Raw genomic sequence first — 26,140 nt, 5'->3', positions numbered from 1 at the left:
TCATAATTACAAACATGAATTTACTGTTACAAACTTCCCATTCTAATTTACAAGCCGAAATTGCAGTTACTGGCTCAAAAAGTGAAACCAACCGATTGTTATTATTACAAGCTTTATTTCCAAATATCACTTTAGCGAATACTTCGAACTCTGATGACAGCGAAGTAATGCAAAAGGCATTGAAAGGAAACGAGGAAGTAGTTGATATTCATCATGCGGGAACAGCAATGCGTTTTCTTACAGCATATTTTGCTGTAAGCGAAGGACGAGAAGTAGTTTTGACCGGCTCTCAACGAATGACAGAGCGTCCCATAAAAGTTTTGGTAGAAGCCTTGGAACAATTAGGGGCTAAAATCTCCTACGAGAAAGAAGTGGGTTATCCGCCTATCCGAATCAAAGGACAAAAAATCACCGCTTCTAAAGTGAATATTCCTGCCAATGTGAGTAGTCAATACATATCGGCATTATTATTAGTGGCGCCAAAATTGGAAAATGGTATTGAAATCACTTTGGTTGGCGAAATTACTTCAGTTCCTTATATCAAAATGACGTTGGCTTTGTTGAATGATTTGAACATCAAAACCAGTTTCGAAGGAAATGTCATTACCGTTTATCCAAAACAAGAAGTAGCATCAAAAGTTATGACCGTAGAATCCGATTGGAGTTCTGCTTCTTACTTTTTTAGTTTGGTTGCATTAGCTGAAAAGGCAACTGTTTCTTTGACCAGCTATAAAGAAACCAGTTTGCAAGGCGATTCGGCTTTGGTTGAAATTTATAAGCAAATGGGAGTTCAAACGCATTTTGAAGAAAACAAAATGATTTTAGTTAAACAGCCTGAATTTAAACCGCAATTTTTAAACTTAGAATTAAACAATACTCCGGATATCGCACAAACTATTGTGGTCACTTGTCTAGGGTTAGGGATTGGCTGCCATTTGACGGGGCTTCATACTTTAAAAATTAAAGAAACAGATAGACTTGAAGCACTTCGAATTGAACTAACAAAACTAGGTGCAAAAATCGCAGTTACCAATGAGAGCTTGACACTTGAGGCTTCAAACGAAATCAATCATAGTGTCAAAATTGCCACTTATAACGATCACCGGATGGCGATGGCATTTGCACCACTAGCTTTAAAAGTTCCGATTCTAATCGAAAATGCAGAAGTAGTTTCTAAGTCCTATCCTGATTTTTGGAATGATTTAAAAAGTTTAGATTTTGATATTTCAGAAAAATAATCGGTTTAAAGGCTAGTTAATCAACGGCTTTTGAAAATAAACAGCAAAACACTTGACAACGCCTATCTCACAATCGTATATTTGCACACGATTTAATAGCGTGTGATCAAAACTCATGCTTTAAAATCCATAACTCATAAATTTATCAAATGAAATTATCACATTTTCAATTCGATTTGCCAAAAGAACTTCTTGCCGAATATCCAGCTGAAAACAGAGACGAAGCGCGTCTAATGGTTATTGATCGTAAGAAAGGAACCATAGAGCACAAAATGTTCAAAGATGTTATCGATTATTTTGACGAAGGTGATGTTTTGATTCTGAATAATACTAAAGTTTTTCCAGCTCGTTTGTACGGAAATAAGGAAAAAACAGGCGCTAGAATCGAAGTTTTTTTACTTAGAGAATTGAATTCTGAGCAAAGACTTTGGGATGTTTTAGTTGATCCGGCACGTAAAATCAGAATTGGTAACAAATTATATTTTGGAGACGACGATTCATTAGTGGCTGAGGTTATCGACAATACCACTTCCCGTGGAAGAACCTTGCGTTTTCTTTACGACGGTTCGTATGAAGAATTCAGAAATAAATTAACAGAACTTGGAGAAACTCCAATCCCAAAATACATTTCCAGAGACGTAACTCCAGAAGATGCGGAGCGTTACCAAACTATTTATGCTAAAGAGGAAGGTTCCGTTGCAGCACCAACTGCAGGATTGCACTTCTCTAAACATTTATTGAAAAAACTAGAAATTAAAGGAATCAAATTTGCTGAAGTAACGCTTCACGTAGGTTTAGGAACTTTCAATCCAGTAGAAGTTGAGGATTTATCTAAACATAAAATGGACTCTGAGGAATTAAAAATAAGCCAGGAAGCATGTGATATTGTCAATGGGGCTAAAGCCAAAAAGAAACGTATCTGTACTGTAGGAACAACTTCCATGCGAGCCGTTGAAAGTTCTGTTTCTTCTCAAAACACTTTGAATCCTTTTGATGGATGGACAAATAAATTTGTCTTTCCTCCGCATGACTTTGCTATTCCAACGTGTATGATCACTAATTTTCACACGCCAAAATCAACATTATTAATGATGGTATCCGCATTTTGTGGTCATGATTTAATGAAAAAAGCATACGCAGAAGCAATTGAAGAAGGATATAAATTCTATTCTTATGGTGATGCAATGTTAATCATCTAAGCGGTATTCATTCCAGATCTTAAATAATAGAATCTCGTCAGTAATGGCGAGTTTTTTTTTGTTTTATTCTAAGTGAAGTCAAATTTGGGTGTCCCCGCTGAAAAAGCGGGTCGGGCTGTACGCTGTATCTTTATTTTCTTAAAGAAAGAAAATAAAGGATGCCGCTTCCATCCCTCACACAAAATTGTTGTGTAAAACACCCCTGAGTTTAATCCACTTGATACACCAATCGCACCGTAATATTAGCCGTTTTGTTTTTGGATTGCGTATTAAAAGAACCGCCATAAGAAAAATCTTCTGATGAGTTTTGACCAGTTATTTGAAAAACGCCCATGTCTGATTTTTTTAAATTTCCTAAACTTGCATCCGCATTTTCAGCAATATTTTTGGCTCTGATGCTCGCGTCTTTTGTAGCTTCGGCAATCATTTTTATTTTTAATTCAGCCAGCTTTGTGTAATAATATTCCGGTGGAGACGAATAGAATTCCACTCCGGAATTAATCAACTCACTGGATTGTCGGGATAATTCCTCAATTTTATTGACTTCCTTAGATTGAATGCTTACGCTTTGTGTCAACGTAAATCCAGTGAATATTTGCTGTCTTGTCGTTCCGTTTTCATTGAAGGTAGTTTCAAAATCCTTATTGAAATTTACCGCTGAGAAAACCATTTCATTCGAGGCAATTCCTTTGCCTGATAAATAGCTTTTTATTTTCTCTCTGTCAATATCTAATGCGGCATAAGCCTCCTTAAGCGTCATGCTTTTTTTAGAAAAAGAGCCACTCCAAACAATCAAATCCGATACGAAATCCTTCTTTCCGGAACCCGTCACACTGATGGTATCGTTGCTTTTATTGCGATTCTGAAAAGCATTCGAAAAGAGATAGGAGGAAATTACTAAAGCTATGGCAATAATAATTACGTTTAAACTGTTTTTAAGCATTGTTGAGTTTTTTATAGTCAATCAAATATAGTCAATTTAGGAGTGTGATGTTATTTTTACTACTCACAGATTTTTTATTTTAGTTCGTGAAAGGCTAATTTTTTTAACTATAGTTTTACATTCAATCCTTTTAAAGTCCTTTATCGATAGGTCTTTTTTTTGTACTTTTACAAAACAAAAAACAAATTATGATTTTCGAAAATACCCTTGAATTTGCACGACAGTTAGATTCGCAAGATCTATTACATAAGTACCAAGAAGAGTTTCTTTTTCCACAGGTAAATGGTAAAAAAGTGATTTATTTCACAGGAAATTCGCTGGGACTACAACCCAAAAGGACTAAAGCGTATGTAGATGAAGTGATGAATGATTGGGCAAATTTAGCTGTTGAAGGTCATTTTTATAGTCAAAAACCATGGTGGGATTATCACGAGCGCTTTGCACAACCACTGAGTAAGATTGTTGGGGCGCTGCCAAGCGAAGTTACGGTAATGAACACCTTGACCGTGAATCTTCATTTGTTGATGGTTTCTTTTTACCGACCTACAAAAACCAGGTATAAAATTATTTGTGAAGAAAAAGCATTTCCTTCGGATCAATATATGTTTCAAAGTCAGGTTCATTTTCATGGATATAAACCAGAAGATGCGCTTGTAGAAATCAAGCGTCGCGAAGGTGAACACAACATTCGTTTGGAAGATGTTTTGGCAAAAATTGAAGAAGTTGGTGACGAGTTGGCTTTGCTATTGATTGGTGGAGTCAATTATTACACAGGACAAGTTTTTGATATGAAAACCATAACTGCCGCAGGTCATAAAGCGGGAGCTTACGTAGGATGGGATTTAGCGCATGCTGCTGGAAATGTGAAACTAGAATTACACGATTGGAATGTGGATTTTGCAGCATGGTGCAGTTATAAATACATGAATTCAGGTCCCGGAAATGCTTCAGGATGTTTTATACATGAAAACCATCACAACAATTCAGAGTTGCCAAGATTCGCAGGATGGTGGGGACACAATAAAGAACGTCGGTTCAAGATGGAACAAAATTTCGATCCTATTCATGGAGCCGATGGTTGGCAAATTAGCAATTTACCTATTCTGTCATTAGCACCTTATTTAGCATCAGTGGACATGTTTGATGAAATTGGAATGGATGCACTACTGCAAAAAAGAGATAAGATCACTTCGTATTTAGAGTTTATTTTACAAGAGATTGATAAAGAAGTTGATAGTAGTTTCGAAATCATTACACCATCCAATCCATTAGAAAGAGGCTCCCAATTATCAGTATTGCTTCATGGTGAAGGACGAAGTTTATTTGACTATTTAATGAATAACGGTGTCATCACCGATTGGCGCGAACCAAATGTTATTCGATTAGCACCAGTTCCATTATATACATCCTACACGGATATGTATGAATTTGGTCAAATTTTGAAAACAGGAATTCTAAATAAAGCATAGCTTTGAATTATATAAGAAATAGTTTTAATTGTATAACTGTTTTTTAGGACTTTAAGCGTTCCTTTGTAGATTAGAAATTAATAAAAATCAAATTATGAAAATTATATATTTTATATTGTTGTCTTTAGTAGTCGTTTCTTGTCAAAATCAAGGAAAAATGGAAATTGAAAAAGCAAAACTAGCTACTGTAGATTCCATGAAAGTTGAAATGGAGAAACAAAGGGTTATTGATTCTATGCAAGTTGAAATGGTTAAGATTGAAGAAGCCAAAATTGAAACTCAAAAGGAAGTTGTTGTAGTTAATCAACAGGCACCTGGAACAACGACCACTACTACAAATTCAACGACAACAAGAAAGAAAGGATGGAGTAGTACAGCTAAGGGAGCTGTAATTGGCGCAGGAGTTGGTGCTGCTACCGGAGCAATTATCAGCAAGAAAAAAGTTCAGGGAGCTATAATTGGTGGTGTTGCTGGCGCTGGAATAGGTGCTGGTACTGGGGCAATTATCGACGGAAGCAAAAAAGAGTAAATGTATTTTTTTATATATAGTGAAGAGTGTTTAAGTTCCTAGAGAGCTTAAACACTCTTTTTTTTTGAGTCAATTTTTGTTTAATACGAATCCATATTTTCAATAATGGCATTTGCCTTCGTTTTGATCTTATACAATTCTTCAGGATTTATTTTATTTAATAAATTCAGCATCATGGACATTCTCTGATTTCCTTTAAAAAACTCTTTTTTCTCATCTAGAAAATTCCAATACAGTGAATTGAAGGGACACGCTTTATCTCCACATTTCTCCTTGACATTGTAATGGCACTTGGCACAATTATTACTCATTTTATTAATGTAACTTCCAGAAGATACATACGGTTTTGTAGCAATAATTCCACCATCGGCATATTGTGACATCCCGCGAGTATTGGGCATTTCGACCCATTCGATTGCATCGATGTAAACGCCTAAATACCAAGCGTCTACTTCGTCAGGATGAATTTGCGTTAATAATGTAAAATTGCCAATTATCATTAGACGCTGAATGTGATGCGCGTAAGCTTCGTCTAAACTTTGATTGATGGCGTGACTCATGCAATTCATTTTGGTATTACCCGTCCAGAAAAAATCAGGTAGTTTATTCGTGTTTTTCAAAACATTCAGATGGGCATAGTTTGGCATTTCTTTCCAATAGATTCCTCGAATGTATTCGCGCCAACCTAAAATTTGCCTTACAAATCCTTCTACTTGTGAGATGGAAATCTCAGTTTCATTGGCATGATAAAAAGTGATGACTGTCTCTATGACTTCTTTTGGTGACAGCATTTTACTATTCATAGCAAAAGACAAACGAGAATGAAAAAGGAATTTTTCATCGGTATGCATCGCATCTTCATAATCACCAAAATGTTTTAATAGATTTTTGCAGAAATAATCTAAAACCTCCAAAGATTGCTGACGAGAAGTAGGCCAACTGAAATTATTTGTATCGATGTTTCCAAAAGCTGTAATTCCTGCTTCTTTGATTTGGGCAACAACTTCAGAAACATGGGTATGGAAATTTTTTTCTGAAGGTACTGGAACTTCTCCTTTGTATTTCTTGCGGTTGTTAGCATCAAAATTCCATTGGTTGCCTAATGGAGTGCTGCCATCCATCAAAACATGATGTTTTTTTCGCATGTTCCGATAAAAATTTTCCATCAGCAACAACTTCTTTCCTTCAAAAAATTCAGAAAGTTCGTGACGCGTGGTATAAAAATGTTCCGAGTCAAAAGCTTCTGAGGCAATTTTTAATTTGGAACAAATTTTTTTTAGTTGTTCATCCAGTCGGTTTTCGTCAGGAAATTGGTATTCGAATTTTTCGATTTTATATTTTTCGATGCAAAGAGCAATTATTTTTTCTAAATCCTGTGGATTGGTACCATCGGTAATTTGAAAATAGACTGCTTGATGTCCCAAGTCTTTTATAGTTGTATAAAAATTCCTCATTGACAGAAAAAAGGCCACAACTTTTTGAATATGATGTTTTACATAATCTGTTTCCTGCCGCATTTCGGCCATAACATAAATCGTGTTTTCATCGTATTCTTGCAACCAAGAATGCTGTAAATCTAATTGATCACCAAGGATTAACCGCAGTTTTTTCATTTCTTATTTTTTGGAAAAGGAGGTGCTTGGAATTTCTTTTCTCGCATATTGGAAACGATCCACTAATTTGGGTAAACAATACCCATCTAGGCCATTTATTGCCACAACGTTCCCTCTATCAATTTGCAACCAACCGTCTTTATGTGCTAGTTCTTCCTCAAAAAATAAATTTTCGATAGAAGCGATTAGGTGAATGGTGTCGTTTTCTTTAATGTAGTATTCATTAACGTACTTGCAATACAATTGAACAGGACTTCCTTTTACAAAAGGGGTTTCAATACCATTTTTATATTCTTCTTCTAAATTAGTTTTATCAAACTCAGAAATTCCCAGTTCATAATTTGCTGACGTATGATGCGCATCTGCAATCATGTCAACAGTAATATGGTTCACTGTGAAATATCCTGTTTCTTTAATATTCTTGTACGTGTCTCTGGGCACCGTTGTTGGGCGCATTATGAATCCAATCAGCGCTGGGCTACTGCCTAGATGAGTGATACTGCTAAAAATGGCAACATTTGATTTGCCATCAACGGATTTTGTAGCAAGTAGATTAGCAGATTTGTAACCAGTGCAGGAATTGATTAAATTTAATCTTTCGATTTTTTCCATTTGATCTATAGCATCTTTTGAAATGTTTTTCATATTTACTGTTATTTACAACAAATATACTTTTTGTTTAATTAATTACGAAATTAATTAAACAAAAATTATATAATAATTTAGTGCTGTCTGTTTCGATAGCATACATTGAAATAAATAGTTTTAATTATCTGTCAAATCCTATATATTTGTTTTTCAATTTATCCAATGATGAAATTACTTAAAAAATCCTTTATTTTTTTGCTTGCTTTACTATTTGTTTTGGTGGTAGCAGTCCTTCTCTATGGTTTTTATCTGCAACCAAAATATGAAGGTAAAGTGCGGTTGAAAAATATTCAAAAGGAAACTACAGTTTATTTTGATGAATTTGGGGTGCCTCATATCTATGCCACTAACTCAAAAGATGCCATGGTTGCTTTGGGCTATGTTCATGCTCAAGATAGGCTTTGGCAAATGGAATTGATGCGCCGCATTGCTCCGGGACGATTATCAGAAATTTTTGGTTCGGTTGCTCTTAAAAATGACAAATTCTTCGCTGGCTTAGGAATCGAAGAAGCTTCTGCCAAAGCGATTGCGGATTTAGATAAAAATAGTCCCAGTTATCAATTGACAATGGCTTATTTGGAGGGTATTAATCAATACATGGAGGAAGGAACGACACCAATAGAATTTAGTTTGGTGGGCGTTAAAAAAGAAAAGTTTACCATAAAGGATGTCTATAATATTTTTGGATACATGTCTTTTAGTTTTGCGATGGCTCAAAAATCAGATCCGTTGTTAACTGATATTCGAAATAAATATGGAATGGATTATCTTAAGGATTTTGGAATTGATGGTGCCTTTAATACGACAAAAATTAAAAACGCAAAAAACAGGCCTCAAGAATATGCTGCTATTTCAAAGTCAGTGGCGCTACTTTTGGATCAGTCCCCTGTTGCTCCTTTTATAGGAAGTAACAGTTGGGTTATTGCTCCAAAGAAAACAAAGAACGGAAAAGTTATTTTTGCTAACGATCCACATATTGGATTTTCGCAGCCTGGAACGTGGTATGAGGCACATATCGTCACTCCAGATTTCGAATTATATGGCTGTTATCTAGCAGGAACACCTTATCCATTATTAGGCCATAATAGGGAATATGCCTATGGTTTAACTATGTTTGAAAATGATGATATTGATTTGTACCAAGAGCAAAATAATCCAGCCAATGCCAATGAATATAAGACACCAACTGGTTTTAGTACCTACGAAATTCGAAAAAAAACAATCAAAGTAAAAGATTCTACTGATGTAGTTTTGAATGTAAAAGTGACGCGCCACGGTCCTGTTATGAACGATTTAATTGATGGTTTACAGCAAGACAAACCTGTGGCAATGTCTTGGATTTATACACAACAACCCATTCAAATTCTCGATGCGGTGTATGCGCTTTCACACGCTAAAAATAAATCCGATTTTCAGAAAGGTGTTTCACTAATCGCCGCTCCAGGATTGAATGTTATGTATGGCGATGCCAAAGGAAATGTGGCTTGGTGGGCAACCGGGAAATTGTATAAGCATAAGGAAGGTGTAAATCCAAATTTTATTTTGGATGGTGCTAGTGGAAAGGATGATATAGAGCAATATCTGGATTTCTCCAAAAATCCTTCGGCGGTGAATCCTAGATGGAATTATGTCTATTCCGCAAATAATCAACCCGAACCAATTGACGGGTTTTTGTATCCCGGTTATTATCTTCCTGAAGATCGAGCCAAACGAATTACGCAATTATTGAATCCAAAATCAGATTGGGATATGGTTTCGGTAGGAAAAATGATTTTTGATAATACCTCTTCTGTAGCTCCAAAAGTTGTGAGGGATTTAATCTCAAATGTAAATCAGGAATCCCTTTCAGAAAATGAAAAAGAAGCCCTGAGTGTTTTAAAAGATTGGAAAGGAACTAATAATCTGAGTGATGTGGCTCCTACAATCTATAATAAATGGATTTTTAATTACTTAAAAAATACTTTTGAAGATGAACTTGGCGCTGAAAATTTCAAGATGTTTTTAGGAACGCACATCATGAAGCAAATTATAGCGAGACAAATTACGAATGAAAAATCACTTTGGTGGGATAATGTTAATACTAAAAATCAGAAAGAAACAAGAAGTCAGATTGTCTCCAAATCATTCAAAGAATCCGTTGTAGCTTTAGAAAACCAACTGGGAAATACCGTTTCGGATTGGACTTGGAATCGAGTGCATACAGTGGAACACCAGCACCCATTAGGAAAGATAGCCGCTTTGCGAAGTATTTTCAATGTGGGGCCTTTTGAAGTTTCAGGTTCAACGGAAGTAATTAATAATCTCTTTTTTGATTTTACGGAAGACGGCAATTACTTGGTCAAAGGAGGTCCATCCACAAGACGAATCATAGATTTTTCAGATATAGAAAATAGCTGGAGTATCTTACCAACAGGACAGTCTGGTAATCCACTAAGTGCGCATTACAGCGATCAGGCTGAGCTGTATAACATGGGTAAATTCAGAAGAATGATGCTGAATAAGAAAGAGATTGTTAGAACTTCGACTAAATTGATTTTTATTCCTGGTAAAAAATGATTTTTATAAAGGAGCTAAAATAATAAATGAGTAATTTTGCTTAACTTTTTATAAATAAATAATGCAAACTCCCATAAAAATAGCAGTTGTAGGTTCTGGATTAGTAGGATCTTTATTAGCTATTTATCTTCGTAAAGCGGGTCACATGGTACATGTTTACGATAGAAGTCCTGATATCCGAAAAATACAGTTTTCTGGTCGTTCCATCAATTTAGCGATGTCCAATCGAGGTTGGAAAGCTTTGGATGGAGTAGGAATAGGAAATGCCGTGCGTGAGATTGCAATTCCTATGGAAAAACGCGCGATTCACTTAGTGGATAAGCTTAATTTTCAAAATTACGGTCAAGAAGGAGAATCGATTTATTCTATTTCAAGAGGAATTTTGAATAGGAAAATGATTGATTTAGCCGAAGCCGCAGGAGCTGAATTCTTTTTTGAACATAAAATATGGGACGTTTCGCTAGATGATGCAACGCTACATATTGGAGAAACGGAGCGTGGTGCCTGGGAAGATAAAAAATATGATATGGTTTTTGGTGCGGACGGTGCTTTTTCTAGAATTCGTCACCGCATGCAGCGCCAAAGTATGTTTGATTATTCGCAAGAATTTTTACCCATTGGTTACAAGGAATTAAACATTCCTGCAAATGCTGACGGAACACATAAATTAGATAAAAATTCCTTTCATATTTGGCCTCGTGGCGAGTATATGTTGATTGCCTTGCCTAATTTAGACGGAAGTTTTACTTGTACTTTGTTTATGCCATTTGAAGGAGAAAATTCTTTTGAATCTTTAAAAGACATAAAATTAGTGGAAGCTTTTTTTGAAAAAAATCTACCTGACACAATAGATGTAATTCCAAAATTAGCAGAAGATTTCTTTAAGAATCCTACCAGTACGTTAGTGACAATGAAATGTTATCCATGGACTTATGAAGATAAAATTGCGCTTATTGGCGATGCCAGTCATGCAATTGTTCCTTTTTATGGACAAGGAATGAACGCCGGTTTTGAAGATATTTCCGTGCTTTACGAAATGATGGAAAAGTATGGAGATGATTGGAAAACAGTTTTCTCTGAATACCAAAAATCACGTAAACCAAATGCAGATGCGATTGCGGAACTTTCGTATCGTAATTTTTTAGAAATGAGCTCCAAGACTGCAGATGAAAACTTTCTTCTGCAAAAGAAAATCGAAAAATCATTCTCAGATAAACATCCAGAAAAATGGATTCCGCTTTACAGCAGAGTTACTTTTAGTGATCGCCCTTATACCGAAGCGTTAGCTATTGGCGATTATCAAAATTCAATTATGGATGAAATTTTAAAAGTAGAAAATATTGCAGAAATATGGGACTCTAAAGCTGTTGAAAATAAAATATTAGAACTGTTAAAATAAAAAAAGGACTCTTTGAAGGAGTCCTTTTCAGATTTATCTATTTATTTTTTGTCGCCGGTTTCAATAAGACTCGTAAAGTACTGTCATTATTAAAATAGCTGAACATCCAAGTAATGAATATAGAGAGTTTGTTTTTGACACTCAAAATCAACATTAAATGGATGAACATCCAAGTAAACCAAGCCAGTCTGCCTTGAAAACTAAATTTGGGTAAATCAACAACCGCTTTTCGCTTTCCTACCGTTGCCATAGAGCCTTTGTCGTGGTATTCATATTCAATTTTCGGTTTATTTTTCAAGCTAAATTTGAAGTTATTCGCTAGAACTTTGGCTTGTTCGATAGCTACGCTAGCCACTTGTGGATGTCCGTTAGGATATTTAGGAGTAGCCATAAAAGCAATATCGCCAAGTGCATAAACATTTTCCAGATTTACAATAGTATTGTAGCGGTCCACGAGAAATCGATTGCCTCTAGTTATACTTTCTTTAGGAATACCCTCAAGGGTATTTCCAATGATTCCCGCAGCCCAAATAACATTAGTTGATTTGATGATATCACCGTTCTGTAAGCTTACATTTTTGCCGTCATAATGGTTTACGATGGTGCTGGTTTTTACAATTACACCTAATTCTTCTAAATATTTGCGAGATGTTTTTTGAGAATCGATACTCATTGGGTTCAAGACGTTGGGAGATCCTTCGAGTAGAAAAATAGTCAATTTTGAAAAGTCTTTGTCAGGATAATCTTTTGGGAGAATGTTTTTTTTCATTTCCGCCAAAGCACCAGCAAGTTCAACTCCGGTAGGACCACCTCCTACAACTACAAAGTTCATTAAGGCTTGAAGTTCTTCCGGTGGAGCAATTAGAGCATCTTCGAAAGTTTGTAGAATTTGATTTCGAAGTTGAATAGCCTCAGGAACGGATTTCATTGGAAATGCAAATTTTTCAATTTCATCATTTCCAAAATAATTAGTTGTGCATCCAAAAGCGACTATAAGATGATCGTAATCAAAATCAGCAATAGAAGTTTTTAAAATTTTATTTTGTGAGTCAACACTTATGACGTCTGCAATCCGAATTCGCACATTTTTTGAATGCTGAAATACTTTTCTTAGAGGGAATGAAATACTTGCTGGCTCAAGTCTTGCGGTTGCTACTTGATACATTAAAGGTTGGAATTGATGGTAATTGTTTCTGTCGATTAATAAAACGTCAAAATCCGTGTTTTCTAAATCTTGTGCCAAGCGCAAACCGGCAAAACCAGCACCAATAATTACAATTTTCTTTTGAATTCCCATATTAAATTTATTTTTGAATTCTAAAGATACAATTTATTGCAGCATTAGTATTCTCTGTTAACGTTTTCTATAGAAAATGCGGGTTTACAAATGGCGATGTATTCGCAGGATTCGTCAAAAGGATTGGAGTATTGTACACGGGTGTTTCTTTCGATTTTGATAGATTGTCCTGCTTCTAGGATGATTGTTTCATCTTCAATGACAAATTGCTTTTTACCTTTAATAATATACGTGTATTCTTCAAAATCAGGAGTTTGAAATGGCTCACTCCAATTAGGTGGAGCAACCATGTGAGCAATAGAGATGTCATTATTACCTGTTGATGCCTTTCCATGATGCTCTTCGATTAATTTCCCATCAGTGGTTGGTACAATAAAAGGCTTGTTTTGAATAAAATATTTTTTCATAATTGAGCTGCATTTTTTAGAATCAACCTTACAATGCGGTCAGGTTGACTTATTTTTTAAACATTTTTGTCAAGATTCCAAAAGCGCCTCTGATAAAAGTGGCACTAGTTAGAACTTTTAAAACAGATTTTCCAAGAGCACTTGCTGTATCAGAACTCTGATTTTGTCGTTGTTGATCTTCTTGTGTTTGCTTGTGTATGGTTGTTTCCTCTTCGACAACAGCAATTTTTTTATTCAACATTTCATAAGCACTTTCGCGATCTATAAGTTCGCTGTATTTTTTTACTAATTTTGATTTGCTATTGATTTCTTGAATTTCGCTTTCTGTCAAAATGTCCATTCTGCTCATCGGAGCACGCATCATGGTGGCTGCGAGTGGCGTTGGAATTCCTTTTTCGTCTAAGGCGGTAACTAGTGCTTCGCCAATTCCTAAACTAGTTAGAATTTCATCAGTCTTGTAATATTCGGATGTTGGATAATTATCGGCGGTTTGTTTGATTGCTTTTCGATCATTGGCTGTAAATGCTCGCAAAGCGTGCTGAATTTTTAAACCTAACTGAGCCAGAATACCACTTGGAATATCCATAGGATTTTGTGTGATAAAATAAATTCCGATGCCTTTAGAACGAATTAATTTTACGATGGTCTCTATTTGCTCTAATAAAGTTTTGCTAGCTTCATTAAAAATCAGATGGGCTTCGTCGATGAAAATTACTAATTCTGGTTGGTCTGAATCTCCTTTTTCAGGCATTTGTTGATAAATTTCGGCTAATAAACTCAGCATAAATGTGGAGAATAATTTTGGTCTATCTTGAATATCAGTTAGTCTCAAAATATTGATGTATCCTTTTCCGTTTTCGTCAATACGCATTAAATCCTCTATGTCAAAAGACATTTCTCCGAAAAATAAGTCTGCTCCTTGTTGTTCAAGTTCAATTATTTTTCTTAAAATAGTTCCAGTTGTCGATGTGGAAATTTTGCCATATTGTTCTTCAATTTCATCTTTCCCTTCCTCGGTGATGTAATTAATTACTTTTTTGATGTCTTTTAAATCCAATAAAGGCATTTTGTGGTCATCACAATACTTGAAGATGACAGAAACCACACCAGCCTGTGTATCATTTAAATTTAGAATTCTGGAAAATAACACGGGTCCAAACTCAGATATAGTGGCGCGAAGTCGCACGCCATTTTGCTCAGACAAAGTTAATAATTCAACAGGAAAACGTGCAGTGGAATACGGAATGTTAATTTTAGCATGTCGTTCCATTATAAAAGGTTTTTCTTCTCCTTCCATTGCGATTCCGCTAAAATCACCTTTGATGTCCATCATTAAAACAGGTATTCCAAGGGTTGATAATTGTTCTGAAAAAACTTGTATGGTTTTAGTTTTCCCAGTTCCGGTAGCTCCCGCAATTAGGCCATGTCGGCTTATGGTCTTTAAAGGCACTTTTACAAATGTATTGGGTAAAGCTTCTCCGTCTAAAATCGCACCACCAAGAATAATGCTTTCACCTTTAGAACTATATCCTTGTGCTATTTGTTGAATAAATTTTTCCTTTGTGTCCATTATAGGTTGTTTTGAAATACGATGCAAGATATTATATTTTTCTAAAATTAACAATTTTGGTGTATACCGCAGTTTTCCTCCTTTTTTATTGTTAATACCGTAAAATAATAGTTTTCCTGCTAAATAGCATCTTATTGAATTATTATGTTAATTATTCATAAAAATATATATTATATTTTATAATAATGCCTAATTGTTTGCGTATATTGATATAAATGTAGTGTAAAAATCTATAAATATGTTTTTGAAATAAATTTAATTGTAATAAAATAAAAAAAAGTTTTTTTATTTGAACTAAAAATATAAATTTGCTCCACTACAAGTTTAATATAACTAAGATAAATTATTTAAAACTATTAAAATTAAAAAAAATGGCAAACGTTAAAAAAGAAAAAGGTGCAAACGGAGGAGGAATGATCTCAGGAATCATTATTGTAGCATGTATTTTTGTGGGATGGGTAATATGGAATTTTATAATGGGTAATGGTGCTAACTTCGAAGGCGGCGTAAATACAGGTCATCCACTGCCAGGTAATATGTTAGCAATGGTATATAAAGGAGGTCCTATTGTACCGGTATTATTAGGTTTGTTATTAATGGTTGTTGTGTTCTCATTTGAACGTTATGCTGTAATATCAAAAGCTTCAGGTACAGGGAATCTTGATCTTTTTATGAAAAATGTACAAAACGATATTAAAAGTGGTAATATTGAAGCAGCTATTGCTGCATGTGACAAACAAAAAGGCTCTGTTGCAAATCCAATAAAATCAGCTTTATTGAAATATCAAGAAGTTAAAAGAGAAGGTTTTGATAGCGAAGCTGCTGCAGAAACTATTCACAAAGAAATTGAAGAGGTTACTTCATTAGAGATGCCAATGTTAGAGAAACACATGACTGTGCTTTCTACAATGGTTTCATTGGGTACACTTGCAGGTTTGTTAGGTACAGTAACAGGTATGATTAAAGCATTTAGTGCATTGTCTGCTGCTGGTACACCAGATCAAGCTGCTCTTGCAAATGGTATTTCTGAAGCACTTATCAACACTGCAACAGGTATTTCTACTTCTGCTTTAGCAATTGTAGCTTACAACTTTTTTACTTCTAAAATTGATGATTTGACTTACTCTATTGACGAGGCAGGTAACACAATTGTAAATACTTACAGACACTACAGAAGTACACAAAAATAATTAATAATTTAATTTACAAGAAAATAGATAGTTGGAAAACGAAATCTATTTTCTTGTAGATATTAAAAAATATATTAATGGCTATAAAAATGAAAAAGAAAGCAGGGTCTACTGATATGACTGCAATGTGTGATGTTGCTTTCCTTTTGTTGTCGTTCTTTGTAATGACAGCTACAGCAAAGATACCGGAAGCATTGCCAGTAGATACGCCCGCTTCGGTTACTCAAACTAAGCTGCCAGATACTGATTTGGCTACAATAACTGTTGGGAAAGGGAAAGTATTCTTTGACCTAAAAGGAAGAGAAGTTCGTATAAAAGCGCTTGAATTAATGGGTCAAAAATATGGAGTTACCTTTACAGAGGAGGAAACTAAAACTTTTTCTTTAATGGAAGGTATTGGAGTTCCAATTACGAATCTAAAACAGTTGATTGGAATGAAAACCTCGGAACGCAATAAAGAGGGGTTGCAACCTGGAATCCCTAAAGATTCATTGGACAATCAACTGAAAGAATGGATCTACAATTCTCGCATAGCAAATATTGACGTTAACGACAAAGAATTGCAAATTGCTATCAAAGGAGATGCAAAAGAAGAATATCCTGCTATTAAACAAGTAATGGATATTTTACAGGATCAAAAAATCAATAACTTTAGTTTAGTTACTGGTCTAAGAGCAACAGAAAAATAATTAAAACACATACACTAAAATGGCTGAATTAAATACCGGCGACGGTGGAGGCAAAAAAGGTGGAAAAGTAAGAAGTAAAAAAGCAAATTCTAAAGTAGATTTAACTGCTATGGTGGATTTGGCATTCTTATTGATTACTTTCTTTATGCTTACCACGACCCTGTCTAAACCTCAATCTATGAGCTTGGGTTTGCCAGATAAGGAAGATGATAAAATCAAAGAAAAGCCCATTAAAGTTGACGAAAACCGTACGTTGACGGTGATGTTAGGTGATAATGACAAAATGGTTTATTATATGGGTTTATTGGCAACTCCAATTGCTGGTCCTAAGGATATATCTTATGGTAAAGAGGGTATTCGTAAAGAATTATTGAAAAGAAAATTATCAGTAATTGAATACACTGGTAACAAAGACAAAGGGTTAATCGTAATTATTAAACCAAGTAAAAAGTCAAGCTACCGTAATTTAGTAGATATACTAGATGAGATGAATATTGTGGGAGTACCTTCAAATGCAATTGTAAATGATTTCTCTCCAGAGGAATTAAAATTGTTAGAAGATAAATAAGATTTTCTTACTACTCAATAACCTAATAATTAAGAAAAATGAAATTAGATATATTCACAAACCAATGGCTTGATATTGTATTCGAGGGACGTAATAAGGCCTACGGCGCTTACGAACTTAGAAAATCAAATAACAAGACTGCAGTTAGAGCGCTTATTTTTGGTGCAATTGTTTTTGCGCTAGCAGTCAGTATGCCGCTTATTTTAAATTTACTACCTGATTCTACCGAAGCAGATGAAACTTTAGATAATAAAATTGTTACAATTAAATTGCCCCCTAAAAAGGAAGAGATAAAGAAGAATATCCCACCACCACCACCACCACCTCCAAAAGTGGATCAAATGAAGTTTGTAAAACCAGTCGTGGCTAAAGCGGAGGAAGTTACAGAGGAACCACCTAAAACTGTCGAAATAAAAGATAAAAAATTAGGTGCAGTTACGATCAAAGGAGATCCTGATGCAGTTTTAACTGTTGAACCAGTAGGTACAGGAACAGCTGCGGTAGTTGAAGAGGTAGATAATCAAATTTATAATACTGCTGGTATTGAAGTTAAACCTGACTTTCCAGGAGGGATTAATAAATTTTATAAATTTGTTGGTGATAACTATCAAACACCGGAAGAAGAAGGTTTAAAAGGTAAGGTTTACGTTACCTTCGTAGTTGAAAAAGATGGTTCATTAACAGATATCAAAGTAATTAGAGATATTGGTTATGGTACAGGAAAAGAAGCTATTCGAGTTTTGAAAAAATGTCCAAGATGGACGCCGGGTGAACAAAATGGTAAGAAGGTAAGAGTACTTTATTCGCTTCCAATCACTATTCAATCTGCAGATTAATGTTGAATAACATACTTAGTAATATTAGGAAGAAATCGCTTAAAGAGCGATTTCTTCTTGTTTTAGGAATTTTGTTTTTTCTGATATATCTTGTATTAGGTTTATTCATTATCTTCATGAAGAATTTCCCTTTAGATATGTCTCCAGCGTATAGAATCGCATTCGGAATTTTACTTATAGCTTATGCTTCATTTAGATTCTTCCGAATTATTAACGATAATAATAATTAGTTTATGAAAAAATTTGCTAAACTTCCATATTTTATTTTTTTCTTAGTACTAGTGTTAGGCTACTCTTGTAATCAAACTAATACGTCAAAGGAAGAGGAAACTATTTTGAAAGGTACTGCAACGGTCTTTGTTGATGAAACGTTGTCTCCTATAATAGAGGATCAGGTAGCCGTATTTGAGAATAATTATGAGGCTAAGATAAAGCTTGTTTCAAAATCGGAGTCTGAAGTCCTAAACTCTTTATTTAATGAAAAAGGAGCTATAGCGATTTTGTCTAGAAATTTGACAGCGGAGGAATTGAAAATTTTTAGATCGGGAAAAATTAACCCTAAAATAACGCCATTTGCTACAGATGCCATTGCGTTTATTGCTAATAAGAATAAGCAAGACTCGATAATCTCTCTTAAAGAGGTCATAAGTTTTATGCAAGGAAAGTCTACTCCATCAATTAAAGGATTGGTTTTTGACAATTTGAATTCAAGCACGGTGCGCTACATGAAATCTTTGGCAGGGATTGAGAGTATTCCTAAAAGTGGGGTTTTCTCCTTTAAAACCAATGATGAAGTGATAAAATATGTTTCGGAAAATTCAGATATGATTGGTGTTGTTGGTGTCAATTGGCTATCTCAGCCACAGCCAGCGATGCAAAAGTATGTTGATAATGTGAATGCTTTAAGAGTAACGGGTCTCGTAGGGAATGAATCCTACTTGCCATCGCAAAATAATATAGCAGAAAAAAAATACCCTTTGGCACGTGATTTGTATATAATCAACTGTCAAGGTTATTCTGGCCTAGGGATGGGGTTCGCTTCATTCGTCGGTGGAGATGTAGGACAAAGAATAATTTTAAAATCCGGGTTGTTACCTATACGTATTCCTGCGAGGAAATTTACAATAACTAAAAGCCAAAATGATGAAAAATAATTTAACTACAATGAACATGAATAAATTTACAACGTTAAGTGTTGCCTTATTGGCGTCAGCTTTTACGCTGCAAGCACAGGATATTAATCAAGCTAAAAAAGCGATTGATGCGGAGCAATTTGAAAGCGCAAAAACAATTTTAAAATCAATCATTAAAGCAAAGCCATCTAATGGAGCTGCATTTTTTACTTTAGGGAATGTTTATCTGAATCAAAATGTACAAGATTCTGCTAAGATTTATTTTCAAAATGGATTAAGCGCTTCTGATGGGGCTAAATTGAATCACATTGGTCTAGGTCAAATTGATTTAGATAAAAATGATGTTGCTGGTGCTCAAGCTAAATTTGCTTTAGCTACAGGCGACATGAGAAGAAAAGATTTCGAAGAATTTATTTATATCGGTAGAGCCTATATGAATGCGGTGAAACCAGATTACAAAAATGCAATCGCAGTTTTAAGTAGAGCTGCAATTAATAATGCGCAAGATGCTCAATTGCAACTGGCCTTAGGAGATGCTTATTATGGTGATGGTAAGCAAAATGAAGCTTATGTTGCATATAGAAGTGCTTTTCAGGCAGACAATACTTTGCTTAGAGCAAAAATGCAATTAGGTGTTTTGTTGAAAGGGGCTAAATCGTATGATGAAGCTTTAAAAGCGTACAATGAAGTAATTGCACTGAATCCAAATTATGGACCAGTATACAGAGAGTTAGCAGAAACGTATTATAAAATAGCACGTAACAAGCCATCTCAAGCTGCTTTAAATTACAAAACTGCAATAGGATACTACGATAAATACATGTCCTTAACAGATTATTCTATTCATTCTAGAATGCGTCGTGCCGATTTTCTTATTTTAGTAGAGGATTATGTAGCACTTGAAGCTGAAGCAAATAAAATGATAGAATTGGACAAAGTTAATCCAAGAATCTACCGTTATTTAGGATATGCTGCATACAAAAACGGTAATGTTGATGTAGCTATTAAATCATTGGACAGTTTTATTACTTCTCCAGGAAATAAAGCTATAGCATTAGATTATTTGTATTTGGGTTTAACTAAAATTAAAAAAGGAACTAGCGCTGATGGATTGTCAATTGATCCAATTGCTTTTCAAGCAGGTTTAGTGGATATCAAAAAAGCGATTGAAATGGAACCTTTAGCAGTCCAAGAATTAAGTGAAGTAGGTAAAAAATTATTTGCAGAAAAACTGTATACCGAAGCTGCTGCAATATTTGAATATGGTGCAAATACCAATGATTCTTCAAATTTCCTTGATGACAATGTTTATTTTGGTTTAGCGAATTACTACGCAAACATTAACAAAGAAAAAGGAGTGAAAGTTGATGTAGTTGGATTGGAAAAGGCTCTGGCAGCTTTTGATAAAGTGTTAGTAGCTTCGCCAACGTATTTAGAAGCTTATCTTTATAAAGCAAGAACCAACAGATTACTTGAAAAAGATGATGTTATGGTTAAGAATTATGAAGATTATGTAGCAAAAACTACAGAACTAGGAGCAGAAGAACTTGCCAAACCAGCCGTTAAGACTAAGATTATTGAATCTTACAATAATATGGCAGCAAGTTTTGCAAACACTGACAAGCCTAAAGCTATTGAGTACTTTAAAAAAACTCTTGCTTTAGATCCAGCAAATAGTTATGCTGCTGAGTCGATAAAGATTTTAAAATAGTTGAAATTTTTAAGGATAATAGAAACCGATAGTCATTTGATTATCGGTTTTTTTTGTGCTTAATATTTTAAGAGAATAATAGTTAAGGATAAAATTCTCATTTCTTACTATGGATTACATTGCTGATGGCTAACGCATTTTCGAAGTTTGTAATATTAGCTACCGATTTCAAATTAACTCCTTTTCAAATTAACTATCTTTGCACTTTAAAATAAAATAATGTTATCAAAAGAAATACAATTAGAAGTTAACAAAGGCGCGATGTTACCCTTGATGGAAGAATTTTATACCATTCAGGGAGAAGGATTTCATACTGGAACAGCAGCATATTTTATTCGAATAGGTGGTTGTGATGTTGGATGCCATTGGTGTGATGTAAAAGAAAGTTGGAATGCAGCATTGCACCCGCCAACGAGTATTGATTTGATAGTCGAAAATGCAAATAAGTATGCAGACACTGTCGTGGTTACCGGTGGAGAACCTTTGATGTGGGACATGACTTTGCTTACTCAAAAACTAAAAGAACAAAATTTAAAAGTTCATATTGAAACTTCAGGTGCTTATCCGCTCTCCGGAGCTTGGGATTGGATTTGTCTTTCGCCAAAGAAAAACAAATTGCCTACAGAAACCGTTTATGATAATGCGCACGAGTTGAAAGTAATTATTTATAATAAACATGATTTTGTTTTTGCTGAAGAACAAGCCGAAAAAGTAAATCCAAATGCTATTTTGTTTCTTCAACCAGAATGGAGCAAAAAAGAAGAAATGACACCGTTAATTGTGGATTATGTCATGAAAAATCCTAAATGGCGTGTATCATTACAAACACATAAATATTTGAATATCCCTTAAAAATTAAACCCCAAAACATTTAATCCTGTTTTGGGGTTTTTCGTTATAGTCCTTGTGTGAAACTATTGGTTTTTTGAATTGCCAGCTTGTTCACTTTTTTAGTATTGAAGGATTTATTTTTATCTTGTCTCCTTCTAGGGTATTACTTTAAAATGAAAGTTTTGCTAAATAATCATAATGTTCCCCTTCGAGAATTAATTGGCATTGAAATCCATTATCTAAAGCAGCATTTTGCAAAGTATTATAATCAATGAACATCCAATCGAATGGTTTTTCCTTCTCGCCTTTATAGGAGATGTTGAAAACTATTTCGCCATAATATTCGTTTTTTGAAGGTATCCACTTGCCGCCATCTTCATCATCATCAAACATATAAATGATATCAGAACTGTCCAGTAAAATTTGACCACCAGGAAGCAGTAATGATTTTAATTTTAAAAGAAAATTAGGGATGTTTTTTAACTTTCCGCACATGCCAGCACCGTTCATTAATAATAAAATAGTATCGTATTTTTCATCTTCTATCGTCATTACATCTTGAACTTGTGCATTTTTAAGTCCACGAAGCGTGCAGGCTTGAATGGCATTTGTAGAAATATCAATTGAGGTAACATGTAAATTTCTTTCGTTTTGTAAATACAAACTGTGACTTCCTGCACCACAACCTACATCTAGCACTTTTCCTTTAGCAAGTTCTAGTGCTTTTTGTTCCATTAATGGCATTTCGTCGTGCGAACGGAATAAATAAGCAACGGACATTTCATCTTCTTCAGAGATGGTAGTCTCAGTAATTAAATCCTCTGGAGAATTATTGGTTTGATAATCGAGTATGGCTTGGCCAAAAAGGTCTTTCATTGTTTGTAATTCTAAATTCAACATTCATAAAGCTATAATCCTCGTTCAAAAAGTGTTAGTTTTGCAAAAATTTAAACTTTCAATTTGAAACCTACTTTAAACGAACTTCCTAAAGAAGCCAAAGATAAGCATATCGAAAACAAAAAGTATTTCGATAAGCTGAAAAAAAAGACCCCGAAAAATTTAGATTATGTAATGCAGGATTTACATGATGCTGAATTCAAAAAAACAGATTGTTTGAAATGTGCTAATTGCTGCAAGACAACAGGGCCATTATTTACTTCTGCAGATATTGAGCGTGTGTCGAAATATTTGAGACAAAAGCCACAGCAATTTATAGAACAATATCTGCGTGTTGATGAAGACCAAGATTATGTTTTGCAAAGTGTTCCGTGTACTTTTTTAGATCATGAAAATGCATGTATGATTTATGACGTCCGACCAAAAGCATGTCGCGAATTCCCGCATACGGACAGAAAGAAGTTTCAGCAAATTACAGATCTAACGTTAAAGAACGTCGCAATTTGCCCAGCTGCTTTTAATATAGTAGAAGAAATGAAGAAGAAGTTGCCATTATAATTTACAATTATATCTCCCTATTGTGATTTTCAATCCTTTTCTGTCGAGTAAAGGATTAATTTTTAATAAATCAAATATTTTGCGTTCATTTTCTTAAACTTTTGCAAGCCGTCCTTCCAGCTTTCTCTGATTTCTTTTTCTGAAATTCCATTTTCTATTTGCCGTTGGAGGTTTTTAGTTCCCACTAATTTTGTGAAAAAAGAATTGAAGAATTTTGCTTTATCTAAGGTAGAGTTATATGCTTTTAGAAGCCATTTCAATTCCAGTTGATTCAGTTTAGTTTGAGTGGTTAGGTCCTCGCCAAAACATTTTACTCCATTATGCAATGGGTTTTTAGCACCTAAATTTGGTTTTGGTATAAAACTAAAGGTATTGTTGGGTAAATAAGGTGATCCGTAAATTTGAAATTGCTTCTCTGTACCTCTACCTACACTTACATTAGTACCTTCAAAAAGACACAAACTAGCATAAAGAGCAACGGCTTGATCGTTCGGAAGATTAGGTGATGGTTTTACTGGTAGACTGTAGTTTAGATTTCTATTGTAATTGAGACAAGGAATTACTGTTAGTTGACATTGAATTCCTTGTTTTAACCATTTTTCTCCATTTATCATTTGTGCGTATTCACCAATAGTCATTCCGTGAAGTACTGGTACGGGATGCATTCCTACAAAACTCGTAAATTCCTTTTCTAAAATTGGACCGTCTACAGTACTTATGTTTGGATTGGGTCTGTCTAAAATCAATAAAGGAATGTTGTTTTCGGCACAAGCTTCCATAATATAGTGTAAAGAGGAAATGTACGTGTAAAATCGTGCGCCCACATCTTGCAAGTCGAAAACCAAGATCTCTATTCCAGCTAATTGTTCGGAGCTGGGCTTTTTGTTATCCCCATAAAGCGAAATAATAGGCAATCCTATTTTATAATCTTTTCCGTCGACTACATGTTCACCCGCGTCCGCAGTTCCTCGAAAACCATGCTCTGGAGCAAAAATAGTTTGAATAGCTATGTTTTTTTCTAAAAAGAAATCAACCAAATGGGTTTTATTGGGTAAGATGCCTGTTTGGTTGGTTACAATACCAACTTTTTTATCTTTTAATAATGGCAGATAAGCATCAAAATTAGCAGCACCAGTTTTTACTGTTTGAAAGAGATTTTTTATTGTAGTTTTTGTATAGTTTTTTGTTTCTTCTTTAATCTTTATCGAACTTCCGCAAGACACGATTAGTAAAACAAATAATAAAAATGTATTTTTGAACACCAAACTAGATACCATATCAAATTGAATTTAGAATACTTTATTGCCAAACGACTTATCACTGCTAAAGATTATAAAAGTAGTATATCTGCGCCAATTATAAAAATTGCAATTTCGGCAATTGCCATAGGAATGATCATGATGATTGTTTCGGTAGCAACTGGGATTGGATTGCAACAAAAAATCCGAGAGAAGATTTCTGCCTTCAATGGCCATATTATTATTTCGAATTATGATAATAATCAATCGGAAGTTACACTTATTCCTATTTCTAAAAAACAAGATTTTTATCCAAAGTTCACTTCAGTTTCTGGAATAAGTCACATTCAAGCCATCGCAACCAAAGCAGGAATAATAAGAACCGAAACTGCTTTCGAAGGAGTAATCCTCAAAGGAGTTGGGCAGGATTACCAGTGGAATAATATTAAAGAATATCTGGTTTCAGGTAAATTGCCTGATTTCTCAAAAGAGCTTAATCAAGAGGTCTTAATTTCTCAATTCTTGTCTAAAAGGTTGAATCTAAAAGTAGGTGATTCTTTTAATACGTTTTTCATTAAAGAAAGTCAAAACAAACTACCAAACATCCGAAGATTTAAAATCACAGGTATTTTTAACTCTGGATTTCAGGAATTTGATGCCACTTATTTAATAGGAGACATTCGACACTTGCAGCGCATTAATAAATGGAGTCCCGATCAAGTGGGAGCTTTTGAGGTTTTTGTAGATGACTTTAATACTATTCAGGAAACAGGTGAGCAGGTTTATGCACAAACGTCTTCTACGTTAGATACCAAATCCATAATCGAAAAATACAGTTATATATTCGAATGGCTTCAATTGTTCGATTTTAATATTATAGTAATTTTAGCGGTCATGATACTTGTCGCCACCATTAATATGGTTGTTGCGCTTTTAGTGCTCATCCTTGAACGCACTCAAATGATAGGAATTCTTAAAGCTTTAGGGGCAAATAATTGGTCAGTTAGAAAAATATTTCTGTACAATGCCTTTTACCTTATAGTGAGAGGACTGTTTTGGGGAAACCTCATAGGGATATCGTTGTTGTTGATTCAGCAACATTTTGGTGTCATCAAACTCAATCCAGAAAATTATTATGTCAATCAAGCCCCAGTTTATTTGAACTGGGGATATATAGCCTTGCTTAATGCTCTTACAGTTGCTGTTTGTTTCTTGGTGTTGCTAATTCCATCCTATATAATAACTAAAATATCACCAGTAAAAGCCATCCGTTTCGATTAAACTTCATTTGGGCGTTTCCCTCTATAAAAAAGAGGCTATTATCTAAATGGGTAGTAGCCTCTTTTTTATAGAGGGTCGGGCTATTCGCTACAAGTCCTCGTCAAGTTGCGTTACACTTCACTTGCCTGCGGGCTTTTTGCTGCTATCCCTAACGCGGGGAGTTGTATAATTGATTTAGAATTCGGTGTACCTTATATATAGGTAGGTATAAATTGTCTTACTATAATAAGGACCGTAAGAAATAGACAAGGAACAACTGCCCAGGCGTCAAAAAAACCGAACCTATCTTAGACGGTACTGCGTTCAAGGACCTAATTTCAGTATTAATCCTGTCTGTGAT

At 34.7% G+C, this 26,140-nt stretch carries 23 protein-coding genes; 15 read left to right on the top strand and 8 right to left on the bottom strand.

Translation table 11 applies throughout. The features are described from left to right. Positions 1–14: 14 nt before the first annotated feature. Both aroA and queA read left to right on the top strand, forming a co-directional pair. Positions 15–1,238 carry a 3-phosphoshikimate 1-carboxyvinyltransferase gene (aroA, locus tag IWX83_RS10760; RefSeq protein ID WP_073354218.1) on the top strand — a complete coding sequence of 408 codons (1,224 nt, stop codon included), beginning with the start codon at positions 15–17 and terminating at the stop codon, positions 1,236–1,238. A gap of 149 nt (positions 1,239–1,387) precedes the next feature. Then, positions 1,388–2,437 carry a tRNA preQ1(34) S-adenosylmethionine ribosyltransferase-isomerase QueA gene (queA, locus tag IWX83_RS10755; RefSeq protein WP_073354216.1) on the top strand — a complete coding sequence of 350 codons (1,050 nt, stop codon included), beginning with the start codon at positions 1,388–1,390 and terminating at the stop codon, positions 2,435–2,437. A gap of 208 nt (positions 2,438–2,645) precedes the next feature. Here queA and IWX83_RS10750 read toward each other — a convergent pair whose 3' ends face one another. Next, positions 2,646–3,380, bottom strand: a complete 735-nt coding sequence (locus IWX83_RS10750; protein ID WP_196829618.1) for an SIMPL domain-containing protein — start codon at positions 3,378–3,380, stop codon at positions 2,646–2,648. A 188-nt stretch (positions 3,381–3,568) separates the two neighbouring features. Here IWX83_RS10750 and kynU point away from each other — a divergent pair, with 188 nt between their 5' ends. After that, positions 3,569–4,849, top strand: a complete 1,281-nt coding sequence (kynU, locus tag IWX83_RS10745) for a kynureninase (RefSeq protein ID WP_196829616.1) — start codon at positions 3,569–3,571, stop codon at positions 4,847–4,849. Positions 4,850–4,943: 94 nt separating this feature from the next. Next, positions 4,944–5,378 carry a glycine zipper family protein gene (locus IWX83_RS10740; RefSeq protein WP_196829614.1) on the top strand — a complete coding sequence of 145 codons (435 nt, stop codon included), beginning with the start codon at positions 4,944–4,946 and terminating at the stop codon, positions 5,376–5,378. Between the two features lie 80 nt (positions 5,379–5,458). Here IWX83_RS10740 and IWX83_RS10735 read toward each other — a convergent pair whose 3' ends face one another. Further along, a complete protein-coding gene (locus IWX83_RS10735; protein ID WP_196829612.1) occupies positions 5,459–6,991 on the bottom strand; it encodes a cryptochrome/photolyase family protein in 1,533 nt (510 codons plus the stop codon). Positions 6,992–6,994: 3 nt separating this feature from the next. Next, on the bottom strand, positions 6,995–7,636 hold the full coding sequence (locus IWX83_RS10730) for a flavin reductase family protein (RefSeq protein ID WP_196829610.1): 642 nt from the start codon (positions 7,634–7,636) through the stop codon (positions 6,995–6,997). Between the two features lie 168 nt (positions 7,637–7,804). On the opposite strand from IWX83_RS10730, the gene IWX83_RS10725 reads away from it, so the two are divergent. Continuing rightward, positions 7,805–10,195: a penicillin acylase family protein gene (locus tag IWX83_RS10725; protein ID WP_196829693.1), complete on the top strand. Its 2,391-nt coding sequence runs from the start codon at positions 7,805–7,807 to the stop codon at positions 10,193–10,195. A 61-nt stretch (positions 10,196–10,256) separates the two neighbouring features. Continuing rightward, on the top strand, positions 10,257–11,594 hold the full coding sequence (locus IWX83_RS10720) for an NAD(P)/FAD-dependent oxidoreductase (protein WP_196829608.1): 1,338 nt from the start codon (positions 10,257–10,259) through the stop codon (positions 11,592–11,594). Between the two features lie 37 nt (positions 11,595–11,631). Here the strand turns inward: IWX83_RS10720 and IWX83_RS10715 are convergent, their stop codons facing one another. The 3 genes from IWX83_RS10715 to IWX83_RS10705 are packed head-to-tail and all read right to left on the bottom strand — an operon-like array spanning position 11,632 to position 14,868. After that, positions 11,632–12,891: an NAD(P)/FAD-dependent oxidoreductase gene (locus IWX83_RS10715; RefSeq protein ID WP_073354203.1), complete on the bottom strand. Its 1,260-nt coding sequence runs from the start codon at positions 12,889–12,891 to the stop codon at positions 11,632–11,634. Positions 12,892–12,935: 44 nt separating this feature from the next. Continuing rightward, the gene (locus tag IWX83_RS10710) at positions 12,936–13,298 is read right to left on the bottom strand and encodes a cupin domain-containing protein (protein WP_196829606.1); all 363 of its coding nucleotides are present in this window, start codon (positions 13,296–13,298) and stop codon (positions 12,936–12,938) included. Positions 13,299–13,347: 49 nt separating this feature from the next. Continuing rightward, positions 13,348–14,868: a helicase HerA-like domain-containing protein gene (locus IWX83_RS10705; protein WP_196829604.1), complete on the bottom strand. Its 1,521-nt coding sequence runs from the start codon at positions 14,866–14,868 to the stop codon at positions 13,348–13,350. Positions 14,869–15,239: 371 nt separating this feature from the next. Between IWX83_RS10705 and IWX83_RS10700 the strand changes: the two genes are divergently transcribed. The 7 genes from IWX83_RS10700 to IWX83_RS10670 all read left to right on the top strand — a co-directional run bounded on the left by IWX83_RS10700 (position 15,240) and on the right by IWX83_RS10670 (position 21,847). After that, complete coding sequence (locus tag IWX83_RS10700) at positions 15,240–16,058, top strand: MotA/TolQ/ExbB proton channel family protein (protein WP_073354199.1); 819 nt, start codon at positions 15,240–15,242, stop codon at positions 16,056–16,058. A gap of 89 nt (positions 16,059–16,147) precedes the next feature. Next, positions 16,148–16,747: a biopolymer transporter ExbD gene (locus tag IWX83_RS10695; RefSeq protein ID WP_231379944.1), complete on the top strand. Its 600-nt coding sequence runs from the start codon at positions 16,148–16,150 to the stop codon at positions 16,745–16,747. A gap of 19 nt (positions 16,748–16,766) precedes the next feature. Continuing rightward, positions 16,767–17,315: a biopolymer transporter ExbD gene (locus tag IWX83_RS10690; RefSeq protein ID WP_073354195.1), complete on the top strand. Its 549-nt coding sequence runs from the start codon at positions 16,767–16,769 to the stop codon at positions 17,313–17,315. Positions 17,316–17,353: 38 nt separating this feature from the next. After that, positions 17,354–18,151 (top strand): energy transducer TonB, encoded by a 798-nt coding sequence (locus IWX83_RS10685; RefSeq protein WP_196829602.1) that lies wholly within the window; start codon positions 17,354–17,356, stop codon positions 18,149–18,151. Between the two features lie 233 nt (positions 18,152–18,384). Beyond that, complete coding sequence (locus IWX83_RS10680) at positions 18,385–19,305, top strand: PstS family phosphate ABC transporter substrate-binding protein (protein WP_196829601.1); 921 nt, start codon at positions 18,385–18,387, stop codon at positions 19,303–19,305. Then, on the top strand, positions 19,295–20,995 hold the full coding sequence (locus tag IWX83_RS10675) for a tetratricopeptide repeat protein (RefSeq protein ID WP_370568413.1): 1,701 nt from the start codon (positions 19,295–19,297) through the stop codon (positions 20,993–20,995). Before IWX83_RS10680 ends, IWX83_RS10675 begins: the two co-directional genes overlap by 11 nt. A 219-nt stretch (positions 20,996–21,214) precedes the next feature. Beyond that, on the top strand, positions 21,215–21,847 hold the full coding sequence (locus IWX83_RS10670) for a 7-carboxy-7-deazaguanine synthase QueE (RefSeq protein WP_073354189.1): 633 nt from the start codon (positions 21,215–21,217) through the stop codon (positions 21,845–21,847). A gap of 147 nt (positions 21,848–21,994) precedes the next feature. Here the strand turns inward: IWX83_RS10670 and IWX83_RS10665 are convergent, their stop codons facing one another. After that, a complete protein-coding gene (locus IWX83_RS10665) occupies positions 21,995–22,702 on the bottom strand; it encodes a class I SAM-dependent methyltransferase (protein ID WP_073354241.1) in 708 nt (235 codons plus the stop codon). 84 nt (positions 22,703–22,786) lie between these two features. Between IWX83_RS10665 and IWX83_RS10660 the strand changes: the two genes are divergently transcribed. Further along, positions 22,787–23,281, top strand: coding sequence for a YkgJ family cysteine cluster protein (locus IWX83_RS10660; RefSeq protein ID WP_066082878.1), 495 nt, complete (start codon positions 22,787–22,789; stop codon positions 23,279–23,281). Positions 23,282–23,343: 62 nt separating this feature from the next. Here IWX83_RS10660 and IWX83_RS10655 read toward each other — a convergent pair whose 3' ends face one another. Continuing rightward, a complete protein-coding gene (locus IWX83_RS10655) occupies positions 23,344–24,558 on the bottom strand; it encodes an exo-beta-N-acetylmuramidase NamZ domain-containing protein (protein ID WP_196829599.1) in 1,215 nt (404 codons plus the stop codon). A gap of 6 nt (positions 24,559–24,564) precedes the next feature. On the opposite strand from IWX83_RS10655, the gene IWX83_RS10650 reads away from it, so the two are divergent. Next, complete coding sequence (locus tag IWX83_RS10650; protein ID WP_073354184.1) at positions 24,565–25,800, top strand: ABC transporter permease; 1,236 nt, start codon at positions 24,565–24,567, stop codon at positions 25,798–25,800. Positions 25,801–26,140 lie beyond the last annotated feature (340 nt).

It is taken from the genome of Flavobacterium sp. CG_9.1 (genome assembly GCF_015751645.1).
Classification (GTDB): domain Bacteria; phylum Bacteroidota; class Bacteroidia; order Flavobacteriales; family Flavobacteriaceae; genus Flavobacterium; species Flavobacterium xanthum.
Note: the sequence above shows the minus strand (reverse complement) of the source record. Positions and strands in the feature narration are given on the sequence as shown.

Excerpts from the sequence above, each read along its gene's own strand:
- aroA (WP_073354218.1), top strand. The coding sequence starts at position 15 with ATGAATTTACTGTTACAAACTTCCCATTCTAATTTACAAGCCGAAATT.
- queA (WP_073354216.1), top strand. The coding sequence starts at position 1,388 with ATGAAATTATCACATTTTCAATTCGATTTGCCAAAAGAACTTCTTGCC.
- IWX83_RS10750 (WP_196829618.1), bottom strand. The coding sequence starts at position 3,380 with ATGCTTAAAAACAGTTTAAACGTAATTATTATTGCCATAGCTTTAGTA.
- kynU (WP_196829616.1), top strand. The coding sequence starts at position 3,569 with ATGATTTTCGAAAATACCCTTGAATTTGCACGACAGTTAGATTCGCAA.
- IWX83_RS10740 (WP_196829614.1), top strand. The coding sequence starts at position 4,944 with ATGAAAATTATATATTTTATATTGTTGTCTTTAGTAGTCGTTTCTTGT.
- IWX83_RS10735 (WP_196829612.1), bottom strand. The coding sequence starts at position 6,991 with ATGAAAAAACTGCGGTTAATCCTTGGTGATCAATTAGATTTACAGCAT.
- IWX83_RS10730 (WP_196829610.1), bottom strand. The coding sequence starts at position 7,636 with ATGAAAAACATTTCAAAAGATGCTATAGATCAAATGGAAAAAATCGAA.
- IWX83_RS10725 (WP_196829693.1), top strand. The coding sequence starts at position 7,805 with ATGAAATTACTTAAAAAATCCTTTATTTTTTTGCTTGCTTTACTATTT.
- IWX83_RS10720 (WP_196829608.1), top strand. The coding sequence starts at position 10,257 with ATGCAAACTCCCATAAAAATAGCAGTTGTAGGTTCTGGATTAGTAGGA.
- IWX83_RS10715 (WP_073354203.1), bottom strand. The coding sequence starts at position 12,891 with ATGGGAATTCAAAAGAAAATTGTAATTATTGGTGCTGGTTTTGCCGGT.
- IWX83_RS10710 (WP_196829606.1), bottom strand. The coding sequence starts at position 13,298 with ATGAAAAAATATTTTATTCAAAACAAGCCTTTTATTGTACCAACCACT.
- IWX83_RS10705 (WP_196829604.1), bottom strand. The coding sequence starts at position 14,868 with ATGGACACAAAGGAAAAATTTATTCAACAAATAGCACAAGGATATAGT.
- IWX83_RS10700 (WP_073354199.1), top strand. The coding sequence starts at position 15,240 with ATGGCAAACGTTAAAAAAGAAAAAGGTGCAAACGGAGGAGGAATGATC.
- IWX83_RS10695 (WP_231379944.1), top strand. The coding sequence starts at position 16,148 with ATGAAAAAGAAAGCAGGGTCTACTGATATGACTGCAATGTGTGATGTT.
- IWX83_RS10690 (WP_073354195.1), top strand. The coding sequence starts at position 16,767 with ATGGCTGAATTAAATACCGGCGACGGTGGAGGCAAAAAAGGTGGAAAA.
- IWX83_RS10685 (WP_196829602.1), top strand. The coding sequence starts at position 17,354 with ATGAAATTAGATATATTCACAAACCAATGGCTTGATATTGTATTCGAG.
- IWX83_RS10680 (WP_196829601.1), top strand. The coding sequence starts at position 18,385 with ATGAAAAAATTTGCTAAACTTCCATATTTTATTTTTTTCTTAGTACTA.
- IWX83_RS10675 (WP_370568413.1), top strand. The coding sequence starts at position 19,295 with ATGAAAAATAATTTAACTACAATGAACATGAATAAATTTACAACGTTA.
- IWX83_RS10670 (WP_073354189.1), top strand. The coding sequence starts at position 21,215 with ATGTTATCAAAAGAAATACAATTAGAAGTTAACAAAGGCGCGATGTTA.
- IWX83_RS10665 (WP_073354241.1), bottom strand. The coding sequence starts at position 22,702 with ATGAAAGACCTTTTTGGCCAAGCCATACTCGATTATCAAACCAATAAT.
- IWX83_RS10655 (WP_196829599.1), bottom strand. The coding sequence starts at position 24,558 with ATGGTATCTAGTTTGGTGTTCAAAAATACATTTTTATTATTTGTTTTA.